Source organism: Planococcus sp. TJ-307 (assembly GCF_058268435.1).
On sequence record NZ_JBZDOJ010000001.1, the window covers coordinates 52,061 to 67,902 of the forward strand.

Consider the following 15,842-nt stretch of genomic DNA (forward strand, 5'->3'; position numbering starts at 1 on the left):
CGAACTTACTTGATGATAATTCCTTTTTCACCTATAGTTAGTTTGATTGATAAACAAAGTTGTTAAATGAAACTAGTTTTATTTACACAATTCAGGAACGCTCAAAAAATGGAGGGATGAACATGCAAAAGGTAGTGGTAACAGGCGGAAGTGGCCTGCTGGGCCGGGACGTGATAAAGGAATTTTTGGAGCATGGCTATGAAGTTGTCAATGCAGATATGAAGCATCCAAAAGAAGCGCTTTGCAGAACGGTAATCACGGATTTGACGAATCTCGGTGAGGTTTATGGGGTGTTGGCTGGTGCCGATGCGGTGGTCCATCTTGCAGCGATTCCGGTTGCTTACTCGCATCCGAACGAAGTGACGTTTCAGAATAACGTCATGTCCACGTATAACATTTTAGAAGCTGCGGGGAGTTTGGGGATTAAAAAAGCGGTCATTTCATCCAGTGAGTCTTCATACGGCATTTGTTTTTCAACGCAAAATTTAACTCCACAGTATGTACCGATAGATGAAGCGCATCCGCAATTGCCGGAAGAAAGCTACGGCTTGTCCAAGATTGTCAATGAAAACACTGCCGACATGATCGAACGCAGAACAGGCATGCAGGTTGTATCGTTCCGGTTGGGAAATGTTATTGCACCTGAAATGTATTCGAATTTTCCTGGGTTTATCCACGATCCGGAACAGCGGAAAACCATTTTGTGGAGCTATATTGATACACGTGATGCTGCTAGTGCTTATCGACTGGCCGTGGAAACGGATGGACTTGGTTCTGTTGCCTTGAATATCGGAGCAGATGAAACCAGTATGGACATCGAGAGCAAACAATTGATGGAAACATGCTATCCGGATGTAAGCGAATTTAAAAAAGAACTGACAGGCTACGAGCCGCTGTTAAACAACGAGAAGGCCAAGCAGCTTCTGAATTGGAAGCCTGTTCATAAGTGGAGAAATTACGTAAACATATAAATGAATTAGGAAATTCAGATAAGGGGTGCAAACATGTCAAATCCAATTCAACCAACAACTACCTTACATAACGGGGTAAAAATGCCATGGCTGGGCCTGGGCGTCTTTAAAGTAGAAGACGGCGCAGAAGTCGAACAGTCCATAAAATCGGCTCTTGAAGTAGGCTACCGCAGCATTGATACTGCCGCAATTTATGGAAATGAAGAAGGGGTCGGCAAAGCGCTTGCGGAAACCCATGTTCCGAGAGAAGAATTGTTCATTACGACAAAAGTGTGGAACGCCAACCACGGCTATGATGCCACCCTCGCTGCGTTTGATGAAAGTATGGAGAAATTGGGCTTGGATTACTTGGATCTGTATTTGATTCATTGGCCCCTTCCTTCAAAAGGGAAATTCGCAGAAACGTGGAAAGCGCTTGAAAAGCTTTATAAAGATGGACGCGTTCGTGCCATTGGCGTGAGCAACTTTAAAGTTCATCACCTTGAAGAAATTATTGCCAACTGTGAAGTGGTGCCGATGGTCAATCAAGTTGAGTACCATCCGCGATTTAATCAACGAGAACTCCACGGTTTTTGTAAAGAGCATGGCATTCAACTCGAAGCCTGGTCTCCGTTAATGCAGGGAGAATTGCTGAATGATGCGGTGTTGCTGGAAATTGCAAAAGAATACAACAAGTCAACAGCTCAGATTATTATCCGTTGGGACATCCAAACGGGAGTCGTGACGATTCCAAAGTCAATAAAAGCTCACCGTATTGCTGAAAATGCAGGTGTTTTTGATTTTGAAATTTCCCCGGAAAATATGGACAAAATCAATGCCCTGAATAAGGATCAGCGTATGTTCGCGGATCCGGATGAGTTTGATAGAGTGTAGTCTCAGATTATAGTGAAAGAGCACCAGAAGCCAACGAGCTTTTGGTGCTCTTTTTTGCATGCAGCATGGATTTATAAATGAAGTGGATATTCGTAAAAGTATTCCAATGGAGTGAAACGTGCATATGACGGGTATTGAGAAATAATGCAGATACAAGATTTTTGTTTTTAATTCAACTATTTGGGAAGGAAAGGTGAAGAGACATGAAAATCATTGTGTTCGGGGCCACAGGCGGTGTGGGCCAATTGGTTGTGAAGCAGGCAATCGAAAGTGGATTTGAGGTCACTGCATTTGTGCGGACACCCGCAAAGTTGAAAATTGAACACGAAAATTTAACGGTCGTTCAGGGAGATGCCTTTCATCCAGAAAGAGTCGCAGCGGCAATAGCAGGCCATGACGCGGTCGTTTCCTGCTTAGGTTCTAATCAAGGGATGAAGAAATCGACTGATCTTCAAGACATGATCAAAAATATTGTGGCAGGCATGCTGCAGCATGGTGTAAAACGCATCGTCTACACCGCGTCTGCGGGAATCTATGACGAACTGCCAGGCGTAAGCGGGAAACTAATGATGGGCGTGCTTAAAAATGCACTCACAGATCACCGGGCTGCTGTCGATCATATTGAAGCACATGGACTAATCTACACATTTGTCAGACCAATGGGGTTAACCGACGGGACTTTTACAGGGACATACAAAGAAGCAGCGAAAGGCGTTCCCGAAAAATCGAAGTCCATATTACGTGCGGACGTTGCCCATTTTATCGTAAAAGTTTTAAGGGATCCACAATATGAAAACACATCGATTGGCATCGCTAATTGAATGGCGTAAAGTCATGAACAAGACTATAGAGCAAAGGGGGAGCTAAAATGATTAGCGACACAGATTTAAAACATTTGCGGCGTTGTGTGGAATTGGCAGAAACAGCCTTGGAAAAAGGCGATGAGCCATTTGGGTCCGTCCTTGTTTCGGCTGCTGGAGAAGTGCTGTTTGAAGACCATAACCACGTGGCAGGCGGGGACCATACGCAGCATCCGGAGTTTGCGATAGCAAGATGGGCGGCAAATCATATGTCTCTAGAGGAAAGAAGCAAGGCGACGGTTTATACTTCCGGGGAACATTGCCCGATGTGTGCCGCGGCACACGGCTGGGTCGGTTTGGGACGGATCGTCTACGCCAGCTCGTCGGAGCAATTAGCCGGGTGGTTAAGCGAATTGGGCGCTGCGCCATCCCCTGTCCGGAATCTCTCTATCGGAGAAGTGATCAAGAACGCGGCAGTAGAGGGGCCTATTCCGGAACTTGCAGAACAGGTCCATCAACTTCATCGAAGGCTGCACGCCACTAGACGTTAATAGCCAATCTTTTAAGGTTACTTTCTCGACCTAAAATATTGTTATAATGAAAGAGCACCAAAAGCTGCATAGCTTTGGATGCTCTTTTTTTGTGTATAGGATGGACTTACAAGTTAGGGAGTTGGAATTTAAAATGAATAAAAAAGATATAGCGGACATTCGCAAACGATTTAAACTGGATACCGATTTATTAAAAATCGCTGAAATTTATAACATTTACATCCAGCAGGAAAGCAATGAGATTTTTCACGAGGAAAGCCGCTCGTTTTCGATGTTGGACCGGGAGCAGCAAGAGCTGTTCTTTAACAATTTTAAAAAGGTATTGGGCGGAAAGCTCGATGCCAAAATGTTTGAAGTGAAGTTCCAGCCGCAAGAAGAAGGACAGGCAGATCATACGCAGCGGCTTCTGTACGGAGGGCTTGAGGCAAAAGAAGTTGCTGAATGGAAAGAGAATATGCAGCGCATTGCTTTGAAAATGGTGGAAGACCGGACCTATGAAAAGGACATGGTCGTCACGTTCATTCGCGGAAACTACTCGAAAACGACAAGACGCCAGCCCGATGAAACAGAAATCGACATGAGGGATGAAGTGTATACGACTTCGTTTATTCTTTGCAGCATGAACCAAACCGAACTGCCGAAAAGTTCGCTGGTATTTGATTTTGTCGAGAAAGAATTCAAGTCGAATGTGCTGGTTGATCCGGTCATTAAACTGGCTTCTCCAATTGGCGGTTTTTTGTTCCCGAGCTTCACGGATAATTCTGCAGACATTCACCACGTTCTGTATGCGGCGGGCAAAGCGAACAAACCGGATTTTCAGTTTATCGAGAATGTGTTAAACGGCGACGAGATCATTACGGCCGAGGAAGAAAAAGCGGTATTTGAAGAAATCGTCAAAGCCGTTATTGGCAGCGACGAAGTGAATTCCAGAACGCTCGCCGGCGTCTACGATGAAATCAACCAGATGCTGGTTGTCGCAGAAGAAAGTGACGATGATGAAGAGGATGCGCCGATTTTGGATACGACCGAGATTACGCGTGTATTGAAAGCGAGCGGCGTTAAAGACGTCAGTCCGGAAAAAGTGGAAAGGGCGTTTCAACAAGTCGTAGAAGACAAAACCTACGAAATGAAAGCCAGCCATATTGTTCCAAGCTATTCGTCCAAGTCCATCAAAATCAGCACGAAAGTCGCCAATATTGCGATCAGCCCCCAAGACTTACGTTACGTCAAAGAGGTGAACTATAACGGCAAGCGCTGCATTTTGATCGAAGTGGAAGAAGACACAATGATCGAAGGGTTTAAGCTGCTTGCGGAGGAAGAGTTGGAGTAGCAGGAAAGTAAAATGTATTGAACTTGAAAAAACCTCAGTGAGCCCTGTTAAAAGGAGCCCAGTGAGGTTTCTTTTTTTCATTGGCAATCACGTCCACCACATCTCCCCAACTGATTCTTTCACCATCACGGGCTTTAAATTCTCTACCGCTTTTGTAAAGCCTTCGTTGATCGACATCAGCCCATCTTCGTGTTCAATGCTCACTACGTAATCGTAATCGTAGAGGCGTAAGGTGCTGATAATGTCGGCCCAAGTTTTTTGGTCGTGGCCAAATCCGACGGTGCGGAAATACCAGGAACGGTCTTTCATCTGCGAATAGTCGGTCATATCCGTCAGGCCGTTTCGGTTGGTGTTGGCTTGGTCGATGACGGTATCTTTGGCATGGAAATGATGGATGGCGTTTTCACGTCCGAGAATTTTGATGGCTTCCACGGGATCGATGCCTTGCCACCACATATGGCTTGGGTCCAGGTTGGCGCCGATTGCAGGACCGCACGCTTCCCTCAGCCGCAGCATGGTGGCAGGAGTATGGACGGAAAAGCCGCCATGCAGCTCCAAGCCAATTTTAACATTGAGCGATTCAGCCAGGCTGTTTTTCTCTTTCCAGTATGGAATCAGCTTTTCTTCCCATTGCCATTTTAAAATTTCCTGGAAATCGTTTGGCCATGCAGCGATGGGCCAGTTGGGGTACAGCGCATTTTCGTGGTCGCCCGGACAGCCGGAAAACGTGTTAACAACAGGAACTCCGAGTTTTGATGCCAGTTGCATGGTCTTGGTGAGCAGCTCATCTGCCTCATCTGCAATCTGTTTTTGCGGGTGAAGCGGGTTGGCGTGGCAGCTGAGTGCGCTGATGATCAAGCCGGCGTCTTTGACTTGCTGCTTGAACCCTTGCTGTTTGTTGGCATCATTCAGCAGCTCGTCCAATTTGCAATGGGCATTTCCCGGGTAGCCGCCTGTGCCCAGCTCGATGGCTTCAATGCCTTTTGAAACCACATAAGCCAACATGTCTTCAAAGCTCCGGTCGGAGAACAATACAGTAAAAACTCCCAATTTCACGAAAATCCCTCCATTATAGTTTTCTGAATATACCGTCATGTAAACCATTACATTCTTAACATATAGAAAAATTCGCTCTAAATCAATGATTTTTTCATTAAAAATTCTTTGTTGACAGATAATTCAGAATAATTTATGATGAAAATGTAATCGATTTCATTTCAACGCATGCGTGTCGTGTCAGAAAGAAGGAAGCAATATGGCAAACATCCAACAAGTGGCCAAGCGTGCAGGGGTCTCAGTTGCAACCGTCTCTCGGGTGCTCACCGGAAAAAATATTGTTACAGCAAAAACCAAGCAGAAGGTGGAGGAGGCGATCCAATCCTTAAATTATGAGCCAAGCATGCTGGGCCGAAACTTGCGGAATTCGGAAAGCCGCATTGTGCTGATCCTGATTCCGACCATTTCCAATCCATTTTATTTTGAAATCATCAAAGGAATCGAGAACATGGCACTCAGCCAAAACTACAGTATTTTGTTATGTGAAACGGATTCGAAGCCCGAAAAAGAGGAAATCTATTTCGACTTGCTGCGGAAGAAGATGGCGGATGGCATTATTTCAATGGATCCCGCTGTGAACGTAGAGACCTTGAAAGAACTGGCCGAAAACTACGCCATTATCCAATGCAGCGAGTATGGCGGCGGCATTGGCATTCCATACGTCACCATCGACAGCGAAGAAGCATCGTACCGTGCAGTCAAGCATCTCATCCAAATGGGACATCAAAAAATTGCGCTGATGAATTCAGATGAAAAGTTCCTCTATGCGCGTGAGCGGCGAATGGGGTACGAGCGGGCGCTCCAAGAACACGAGATTCCGTTCAATCCGGATTATGTTCTCTATACGCAAGAATTGGGTTTTGAACAAGGCCAGCAGGCGCTGAAGAAAATTCTGAAACTGAAAGATCGGCCAACAGCAGTGTTTGCCGTATCAGATTTATTGGCAATCGGTGCCCTTAAAGAAATTAATGCTGCGGGCCTCCATGTACCAAATGATATCGCAGTAGCCGGTTTTGATAACATTGATTTTTCCAATATGACCAATCCGGCACTGACCACAGTGGCTCAGCCAATGTATAAGATGGGAACCGTGGCAGCGCGGATGCTGATCGAGAAAATACAAGGAAAACCGGTAGACAGCGTCGTGCTTGGCTATGAATTGGTCGTCCGGGAATCGACTACCGGATAAGGTGGTTGAGATGGGCGCGCTGATTTTAGCCTTTAATGTAACCGTTTACATCTGCAGGAGAGCTTTAAAAAAACTGAAGGGGTGGATAAAGTGAAGAAGTTATGGATCATTTTATTGTCTTTCATCACCATTTTTGTATTGGCAGCATGCGGCGAGGAGGCAACAGAGGATGCCGTTTCGACCGATGAAAACGGAGGAGACGAACAATTGACAATCGGCATCTCTCTTCCTTCGGCAACACATGGCTGGATGGGAGCATTAATTGAAAGTGCAGAACAACAGGCAATGGAGCTGCAGGAAAGTGAAGGCATTGATTACGTCATGACCAATGCCGCCGACCCGAATACGCAGGCAAATGATGTGGACGATTTGATTGCACAGGAAGTGGACGTGATTGTCATGCTGCCGATCGAATCTGCGGCGTTGAGTCCAGTGGGGCAAAAAATTAAAGATGCAGGCATCCCATTGGTCATCGTTGACCGGGAACTTGAAAATGATGCAGCAACGGTAGTCGTTAAAGGAGACAATGAAGGAATTGGCGTCAATGCTGGAAAATATTTTGTGGAACAATTGAACGGCGAGGGCAAAATTGTGGAGATTACTGGTCCTCCAAGTTCGGTAACCGAACAGCGAGGTGCTGGATTCCAAGAAGCTGTTGCTGGCGAGCCAGGAATGGAGATCATCGCATCTCAAAGCGGAGACTTTTCTACGGAGACTTCCTTGGAAGTCATGCAAAACATTTTGCAGGCCAACCCAGAAATTGATGCCGTCTTTACACAGGATGATGGCATGGCGTTAGGTGTCTTGCAAGCCATTGAAGAGGCCGGCCGTACCGATATCCAATTTGTCACGGGCGCAGGTGGAGCGAAAGGCGTCTTTGAAGATATCCAAAACGACGGGCTCATGAAAGCGACTTTCCTTTACTCGCCGACGATGGTAGAAGATGCGGTAACGATCGCAGCCGATCTTGCACAGGGCGAAGAACCGGCTGAATCGATGGTCGTGAAAGAAGCGACGCAAGTAACAAGTGAAAACGTAGAAGAATATTACGATCCAGATTCGAAATTTTAAACGGACTGCCAGGAAATGCAGTGGAGTCATTGCATTTCCTCTTTTCCTATAAGGAGGTACCGACATGTCTTCCAATCCCTTTGTAACAATGACCAATATTGAAAAATCGTTTAACAGCGTGCCGGTGTTGAAAAAGGTAACGCTGGAAGTGGAACAAGGTGAAATCCATGCGCTGCTTGGAGAAAATGGGGCAGGCAAATCAACGCTGATGAATATTTTAGGCGGTGTCCACCAACCGGACAATGGACAAATTTTTGTCAAAGGAAAAGAAATCAGCATGGCCAGTCCGCATGTTTCACAGGCGCAGGGCATCAGCTTTATTCACCAGGAACTGAATATGGTCGGCGACTTGAAAGTGTATGAAAACATGTTTCTAGGTTCAGAAATTCGCAATAAAATCGGATTTTTGAACGTGGAAGAAATGTGCCGCCAAACCCGGGAAATTTTAGCGGAACTTGGCGTATCCATCAATCCGAAAGAGTATGTCCGCAACCTGGCAACTTCCTACAAGCAATTGATTGAGATTTCAAAAGCTTTGCTGCACAAGTCTCAATTGATCATCATGGATGAACCGACGACCTCGCTCGCCGAACATGAAGTCAGCCGGCTATTTGAACTGATGCGCAACTTGAAAAAATCCGGTGTTTCCATCATTTATATTTCGCATAAGTTAAAGGAAATCCAGGAAGTATGCGACCGCTACACGGTTTTGCGGGATGGCCAACTGGTCAAGACGGATGTCATGGAACATGAAAACCTGGAAGTGATCACCAAGCTGATGGTAGGGAAATCCATTTCACAGGAGCGGTATGTGCATGAACATAGCTTTGGAGACATGGCATTGGAAGTCCAAGGCTTGACGAGTGCCGGCTTGTTCAAAGACATCAATTTTACTGTGCAAAGAGGACAAATAGTAGGATTTACGGGCCTGGCGGGAGATGGCCGAACAGAACTTTTTGAAAGCTTGTTTGGCTACCGGAAAAAATACGCGGGTACGATAAAAGTGAAGGGCCAAGTTGTGAAGATTAATCATCCGCGAAAAGCGCTGCAGGCGGGACTGGGCTATGTGCCGAAAGACCGGAAAGAAAATGCCATTATCAAAGACTTGAGTGTTATCCATAATATGAGTTTGTCCTCAATGGGGAACTTCGAGCGCCTGGGGTTTATCCAAGATAAAAAAGAACAAGAGACATTTAACACGTACAAAAAGATGTTAAATATCAAAGTGCACAATCCGCGGATCACCATTGATAAATTGAGCGGCGGAAACCAGCAGAAAGTCATCATTGCCAAGTGGCTGGAAGCGGAAACGGATATCCTTATTTTCGATAACCCGACACAAGGCATCGACGTAGGCGCTAAGCAAGAGATTTATCAGCAGATTTTGGCGTTGGCGAAGCTCGGCAAAGCCATTATCATTTTGTCCTCGGAAGCTCCTGAAGTAATGCGGATTTGCCATAACATCCATGTCATGTATCACGGGGAAATCGCGGCGCATTTTACAGGCGATGACGCAAGCGAAGAAGAAATCATGCATTACGCCACTGGAGCGAAGAGGGAGGGAGAGAAAATTGGCTAATATCAATACAAAAGAATACAGTCCGGAATCTCCGAATATGAAAAGCCGGATGACCTGGCTGTGGTCGGAATACAGTGTCATTATCGCATTTGTCATTATTTTTATCGCGGCCACTGTGATGAATCCACGTTTTTTGGATATCAATAACCAATTGAATATATTGATGCAAGTGTCGATCATCGGGATTATCGCGCTTGGGATGACGGTAGTCATGTTGTCAGGTGGCATCGATTTATCGGTCGGTTCTGTTTTGGCCCTTGCTGGTGTTGTATCCGTATTGGCATTGAATGCATCTGGCAGTATTTTAGTGGGTGTTTTCACCGCACTTTTGGTTGGCTCGTTTGCGGGGTTCTTGAATGGCCTAATGGTTGCAAAAGGCAGGATTGCCTCCTTTATTGCGACGCTTGGCATGATGGCAGGGGCGCGTTCAATTGCGCTGTATATCGCAGAAGGCGGCAGTGTATCCGGTGAAGTCAGTGGATTTACCGCCATTGCCAACAGTGATTTTTGGATTTTTGATGTGCCGGTCATTATTTTCTTCGTAATGGCAGTCGTGATTTATGTATTGATGCACAAAACCCGCTTTGGCAGGTATGTCTATGCTCTTGGATCAAACGAAAAAGCAGCGATGCTGTCAGCAATTCGCATAGACCGCATCAAAATTGGTGTTTATACGCTCATTGGGACGCTGGTTGGGGTTGCAGCAGTCATCGAAACTTCTCGCCTGAATTCGATTTCTTCTTCCAGTTCGGGTGCGCAATATGAACTGGATGCCATTGCGGCTGTTATTATTGGAGGGACACGCATGACCGGCGGCCGAGGAAAAATAATCGGAACAATCTTCGGCATTCTCATTTTGGGCATCTTGAACAATATGATGAATTTGATGAATGTTTCGCCTCACCTTCAAGGATTTGTTAAAGGGTTGATCATCATCATCGCTGTTGTGTTCCAGAAAAGAGAATAGGGGGAAATGGAATGGGCATCAAAGTAGGCATCATCGGGTGCGGGTCCATTACAAAAATGCGCCATGCACCGGAATACACCGCCAATCCTTATGTGGATGAAATCGTTTTTTACGACCGCAACCTCGACCGTGCCGAAGCGATGGTGGAATTGTTTGGCGGAAGTCTTGTCCAGAGCGTCGACGAGCTGTTTAACGATCCCGACATCGTTGCCATCAGCGATTGTTCGTCGAATGAGCACCACCATTTGTTTTCGACTCAGGCGCTGTTGAGCGGAAAACATGTGCTGTGCGAAAAACCGATTTCGTTGACGGCAGAAAACGCACGCACCATTTTAGCTGCTCAGAAAAAGTCGGGTAAAAAGCTGATGGTGGATCATAATCAGCGGTTTACGCGTGCGCATCAAAAAGCGAAAGAAATCATTGCCAGCGGAGAGCTTGGAAAGGTCTTAACGTTCCGAACAGCATTTGGACATTCAGGTCCTGAAGCCTGGGGCATCAATAAAACCAAGTCCACGTGGTTTTTCAAAAAAGAGCGGTCAGGATTTGGCGTCGGCGGAGATCTTGGCATCCATAAAATCGATTTGCTGCATTATTTGCTCGACGATGAAATTGTTCAAGTGAGTGCGTTTCAAGGTGCTTTGCACAAAGTGGATGAACATGGTCAGCCAATCGGAGTATGCGACAATTTGGTATGCAGCTTGGCCACCCGAAAAGGGCGCATCGGAAACGCGGCGTTCTCCTGGACGTATTACGGAGAAGAAGACAATAGCACCATTGTTTATTGCGAGAAAGGCATCATGAAAATTTATCACAACGACCGGTATCAGCTGGAAATCATTATGCAGTCGGGTGAAAAAGTAAATTATGAGCTGGAAGCCATGCAGACGAATGACAACCAGACACCCAGCGGCGTCATCGATGCTTTCATTGATTCCATTCGATTGGATCAGGAGCCCATTGTTACGGGTGAAGATGCACTCAAGTCGCTGAAAGTGATTTTGGGCATCATGGAAGCTGCCGAAACCAAGCAAGTCATCACCATCGAACAAGAGTCGCTCCTTCATCAATAAGGAGAGACTCTTGTTTTATTTTAGTATGTACGGTTTTAAAACCTAGTTGACAAGTAAGTTTTAACTATAGTCTAATATGAATAAGCTTTTTCAGCAGGTCGATTGTAGGTGGGGAAACCTTCTTACCGTTAAATCAGGCAAAGGAGGATTCACATGGTTAATGAACATTATCCCGTCATCCCGCAAGCTGAATCATTTTTTCTAAAAGGAAACCACATTGGAATTTTGTTATGCCATGGCTTTTTAGGCACACCGCAAAGTGTCAGGGAGCTAGGGGAAGCCATTGCTGCGAACGGCTACACGGTTTCCTGTCCGAGGCTTCCTGGCCACGGCACGCATTTTAAAGATCTTGAACAAGTGACCCACAACAATTGGTTTGCGCGGATAGAAGATGCATATACCGAATTGAAGCAAACATGTTCAACCGTTTTCGTCATCGGCCAATCGATGGGCGGGACCTTGAGTTTGGATTTAGCCAGCCGCTATCCGGCTATTCAAGGAATAGTCTTGATCAACCCGGCGATCGACATCCCAGCATTTGAGACACACCGCAACCAGCCAGGGTTTGACTACATCTCAGAAGACCAGCCAGATATCAAAAGAACAGATGTGGTGGAAATCACGTATCAGCAATCGCCAGTTAGGGCGTATCACCAATTATTGGAATATATGACTGCTGTCGATGCCAATCTCTCAAATGTACGTTGTCCGGTTGTTTGTTTTCAGTCGCTCGAAGATCACGTTGTGCCGCCGAGCAATACCGATTATGTTCTCAGCAAGATTCAATCAAAGAACGTGTGGAAATACGAATTGCACAATTCATATCACATCGCTTCTATGGATTATGAATTGGGTTTTATTATTGAAAAAGCTATTGGATTCGTTGAAGAAACCCTCTCTTTGCAACAGGTGACGAATTATAAAAATTAAATAGAATTTATATTTTTCGTTTAGATCCATTGTGTTTATTGCCAAAGGGATTTTTCCATGCAGATGCTGCCTGGAAGAATCCCTTTTTTGTTATCTTAAAAAGAATTTAAGTATTTTTCTGATAATAAAAGATGAAAAGGGGAAATAAAAGAATGAAGAGATGCTGCCGCCGGACGTCATGGAAAACAAAAGAAAGGAGAGAGAAATCGTGGTCAGGGAAGATCGATTATCCAGAGAGTATGAGGTCAATCCACTAACGGACATTTGGCTGCGCACACGTTCAACCGTCCGCTTTGTCATTGATCGCAAGCCCGCCACATATATCATCTTGCTCATTGTTTTGACGGGATTTGCTTCTGGCCTGATTGGGCTCATGAGTACCCGGAATGCAGACATGGAAGTTTGGGCAGCCGTTCTCCAGGCACTGATTACCGGTCCAATCGGAAGTGCATTTGGCTATTTCCTAGGTGCCGCTGTATTAACATTGGTAGGTCGGTTATTTAAAGGCAAGGCAGACTATCAGGAAATGTTTAAGGCGCTTGCCACTGCGCAAATACCGCAAATTTGGCTCTTGCCATTGCTGATTGTCTGGGCCTTTGCGTCGCCAACCACCTTTTTTGCGGACCGTACGGATGTAGAAGGCGATCCAATTGTCGTCATCATGTCTATCGTAATGGCGGTGGTGTCTGTGTGGACATTTGTCATTGTTTGCAAAGCGGTAGGCGAAGCGCATCGTGTCTCGTCTTGGAAAGGATTTTTCATCGTTGTACTGCCGGGCATCATTATCACGATCTTTGTTCTGCTTATTGTTTTTGTCCTGTTCGCTTCATTCTTTAACCAGTTGTGATGTGGAGGTGCTGCTTCCTTTTGGATGGAGTGATGCACTAAGTAATCTTTGAAATGACGATTCTTAAGTTTTGCGTATCTTGCAGAGACATTGAGAAAAAATTGGGGCAGCTTTTCCGCGTTTGGACACCGCGAAAAAGAGTTGCCCCAATTCCGTCCTTATCACTGTTCAGTTCGTCTCTAGTTTAGTATAATTCTAATGTAAGAATGATTACATGCCGTCATCAATTAGTCGGTATCAATAAGTTAAGAACAATGTTCACTATTTTCATTATTTTTAGGAGGGTTTTAAAAATGGATAACAATGAACAAAAGCGTCACACAGCTGCATCCGATGCACAATGTCCGGTAACGGGCGGAGGCGGACAGCCAAGCAGCCAAACAGGCGGGCATAAAGACAGTGCCATTACAACTTCGAACAAACCAGGCAAAACCCAAAATAAAGACTGGTGGCCGAACATGCTGAATGTTAACATTCTGCATCAGCATGACAAAAAATCGAATCCTCTAGGGGAAGAGTTTGATTACAAAGCAGAATTCGAGAAATTGGATTATGATGCATTAAAGCAGGATCTTAACGATTTGATGACCAACAGCCAAGAATGGTGGCCGGCTGACTATGGCCATTACGGCGGTTTGTTTATCCGTATGTCATGGCATGCTGCAGGTACTTATCGTGCAACAGATGGCCGCGGAGGCGGTTCTACCGGAAACCAGCGTTTTGCACCACTTAACAGCTGGCCGGATAACGTAAACTTGGACAAGGCCCGTCGTTTGTTGTGGCCGATCAAAAAGAAATACGGAAACAAAATTTCATGGGCTGATTTGCTTGTTTTGACAGGTAACGTGGCACTTGAATCAATGGGCTTCAAAACATTCGGATTCGGCGGAGGCCGTGAAGACATTTGGTCACCGGAAGAAGACGTTTATTGGGGCAATGAAAAAGAGTGGCTGTCAGATAACCGTTATTCAGGAGATCGCGAATTAGAAAAACCGCTTGCTGCAGTTGAGATGGGCTTGATCTATGTAAATCCTGAAGGACCAAATGGCAAGCCGGATCCTCTTGGAAGTGCTTTCGACATCCGTGAGACGTTTGCACGCATGGGAATGAACGACGAAGAGACCGTTGCGTTGATCGCAGGTGGGCATACATTTGGTAAAGCTCACGGCGCTGGAGATGCTTCCAAAGTAGGCGACGATCCAGAAGCAGCCGTAATGGAAAATATGGGAATGGGCTGGAAGAGCACGCACGGTTCAGGAAAAGGCCGCGACACGATTTCAAGTGGTATCGAAGGCGCTTGGACTGCCAACCCGACACAATGGGACAATGGCTACTATGAGCAGTTGTTTGGCTATGAGTGGGAATTGACGAAATCTCCTGCAGGCGCTTATCAATGGACGGCAAAAGATTTGTCAGAAGAACAGATGGCACCTGATGCAGAAGACTCGTCCATCAAAGTGAAAACAATGATGACGACGGCAGATATGGCACTTCGCATGGATCCAGCATACGAAAAAATTTCACGTCGTTACTATGAAAATATGGAAGAGTTCCAAGATGCTTTCGCCCGCGCATGGTTCAAACTTCTTCACCGCGACATGGGACCAAAAGAGCGTTATTTGGGGCCAGAAGTTCCAGCAGAAGATTTGATCTGGCAAGATCCAGTACCAGCAGCACCAGGTACATTGAAAGACAAAGAACTGGATGAGCTGAAAGTGAAGATTCTTGAAAGCGGAATAAACCCGCAGCTATTGGTTAAAACCGCTTGGGCTTCTGCCAGCACATATCGTGATTCAGACAAGCGCGGCGGTTCAAACGGAGCACGCATCCGTTTTGCTCCTCAACGCGATTGGGAAGTAAACGAGCCAGAAGAATTGGCTAAAGTTCTTTACTTCTATGAGCACTTAAAAGCAAGCACTGACAACAAAATCAGCATCGCTGACTTGATTGTGCTTGGCGGGAACGCTGCAATCGAACAAGCTGTAAAAGCAGCTGGATTTGATGTTGCGGTACCATTTACGCAAGGCCGTGGAGATGCACTTGAAGAACAGACTGATGCAGAAAGCTTCGAGCCATTGGAGCCAATTTCAGACGGTTTCAGAAACTACCAGAAGAAAGAATACGCTACAAGCCCAGAAGAAATGCTGCTTGATAAAGCGAACTTGCTTGGCTTAACAGCTCCAGAAATGACTGTTTTAGTCGGCGGTATGCGTGCATTCGGTGCAAACTACCAAGGAGCAACAGAAGGAATCTTCACCGACAAAGTCGGCGTGTTAACAAATGATTTCTTCGTTAACTTATTGGATATGAACATCGAGTGGATGCCAGTAGAATTCAATAAATACGAAGGCAAAAACCGCACGACAGGCGAAGTTGTTCGCACAGCAACGCGTTTTGACCTCGTATTCGGTTCAAATGCGATTCTTCGCGCAGTTGCCGAAGTTTACGCACAAGACGACAACCAAGAAAAATTCGTTCGCGATTTCATCAAAGCTTGGAACAAAGTGATGAACGCTGATCGTTTCAACCTAGAAAACTAATAAGGAAAATCCCGGTCAGCACATTGCGCTGACCGGGATTTTTTTGTGTGGAATAAGGAGGTGGATTT

General features: G+C 45.7%; 14 protein-coding genes. 13 read left to right on the forward strand and 1 reads right to left on the reverse strand.

What is annotated here, in order from left to right:
* Positions 1-122: 122 nt before the first annotated feature.
* The 5 genes from AC4EHK_RS00255 to AC4EHK_RS00275 all read left to right on the forward strand — a co-directional run bounded on the left by AC4EHK_RS00255 (position 123) and on the right by AC4EHK_RS00275 (position 4,525).
* Positions 123-971 carry an NAD-dependent epimerase/dehydratase family protein gene (locus AC4EHK_RS00255; RefSeq protein ID WP_490976797.1) on the forward strand — a complete coding sequence of 283 codons (849 nt, stop codon included), beginning with the start codon at positions 123-125 and terminating at the stop codon, positions 969-971.
* A gap of 33 nt (positions 972-1,004) precedes the next feature.
* Positions 1,005-1,844, forward strand: coding sequence for an aldo/keto reductase (locus AC4EHK_RS00260; protein ID WP_490976798.1), 840 nt, complete (start codon positions 1,005-1,007; stop codon positions 1,842-1,844).
* Positions 1,845-2,047: 203 nt separating this feature from the next.
* Positions 2,048-2,665: an NAD(P)-dependent oxidoreductase gene (locus AC4EHK_RS00265; protein WP_490976799.1), complete on the forward strand. Its 618-nt coding sequence runs from the start codon at positions 2,048-2,050 to the stop codon at positions 2,663-2,665.
* Positions 2,666-2,712: 47 nt separating this feature from the next.
* The gene (locus tag AC4EHK_RS00270; protein WP_490976800.1) at positions 2,713-3,195 is read left to right on the forward strand and encodes a nucleoside deaminase; all 483 of its coding nucleotides are present in this window, start codon (positions 2,713-2,715) and stop codon (positions 3,193-3,195) included.
* Positions 3,196-3,328: 133 nt separating this feature from the next.
* Positions 3,329-4,525 carry a DUF4317 domain-containing protein gene (locus tag AC4EHK_RS00275; RefSeq protein WP_490976801.1) on the forward strand — a complete coding sequence of 399 codons (1,197 nt, stop codon included), beginning with the start codon at positions 3,329-3,331 and terminating at the stop codon, positions 4,523-4,525.
* Between the two features lie 87 nt (positions 4,526-4,612).
* Here AC4EHK_RS00275 and AC4EHK_RS00280 read toward each other — a convergent pair whose 3' ends face one another.
* The gene (locus AC4EHK_RS00280; RefSeq protein WP_490976802.1) at positions 4,613-5,581 is read right to left on the reverse strand and encodes a sugar phosphate isomerase/epimerase family protein; all 969 of its coding nucleotides are present in this window, start codon (positions 5,579-5,581) and stop codon (positions 4,613-4,615) included.
* Between the two features lie 199 nt (positions 5,582-5,780).
* Here AC4EHK_RS00280 and AC4EHK_RS00285 point away from each other — a divergent pair, with 199 nt between their 5' ends.
* From AC4EHK_RS00285 to katG, 8 genes are all read left to right on the forward strand, one after another.
* The gene (locus AC4EHK_RS00285; protein WP_490976803.1) at positions 5,781-6,770 is read left to right on the forward strand and encodes a LacI family DNA-binding transcriptional regulator; all 990 of its coding nucleotides are present in this window, start codon (positions 5,781-5,783) and stop codon (positions 6,768-6,770) included.
* 90 nt (positions 6,771-6,860) lie between these two features.
* Positions 6,861-7,841 (forward strand): substrate-binding domain-containing protein, encoded by a 981-nt coding sequence (locus AC4EHK_RS00290; protein ID WP_490976804.1) that lies wholly within the window; start codon positions 6,861-6,863, stop codon positions 7,839-7,841.
* Between the two features lie 64 nt (positions 7,842-7,905).
* Entirely contained in the window at positions 7,906-9,420 is a 1,515-nt protein-coding gene (locus AC4EHK_RS00295; RefSeq protein WP_490976805.1) for a sugar ABC transporter ATP-binding protein, read from the forward strand.
* Positions 9,413-10,387: an ABC transporter permease gene (locus AC4EHK_RS00300; RefSeq protein WP_490976806.1), complete on the forward strand. Its 975-nt coding sequence runs from the start codon at positions 9,413-9,415 to the stop codon at positions 10,385-10,387. The genes AC4EHK_RS00295 and AC4EHK_RS00300 overlap by 8 nt, the downstream gene beginning before the upstream one ends.
* Positions 10,388-10,398: 11 nt before the next feature.
* Entirely contained in the window at positions 10,399-11,457 is a 1,059-nt protein-coding gene (locus AC4EHK_RS00305; RefSeq protein WP_490976807.1) for a Gfo/Idh/MocA family protein, read from the forward strand.
* 153 nt (positions 11,458-11,610) lie between these two features.
* Entirely contained in the window at positions 11,611-12,387 is a 777-nt protein-coding gene (locus AC4EHK_RS00310) for an alpha/beta hydrolase (RefSeq protein WP_490976808.1), read from the forward strand.
* Between the two features lie 208 nt (positions 12,388-12,595).
* A complete protein-coding gene (locus tag AC4EHK_RS00315) occupies positions 12,596-13,234 on the forward strand; it encodes a Yip1 family protein (protein WP_490976809.1) in 639 nt (212 codons plus the stop codon).
* A 293-nt stretch (positions 13,235-13,527) separates the two neighbouring features.
* Positions 13,528-15,774, forward strand: a complete 2,247-nt coding sequence (gene katG / locus AC4EHK_RS00320) for a catalase/peroxidase HPI (protein ID WP_490976810.1) — start codon at positions 13,528-13,530, stop codon at positions 15,772-15,774.
* Positions 15,775-15,842 lie beyond the last annotated feature (68 nt).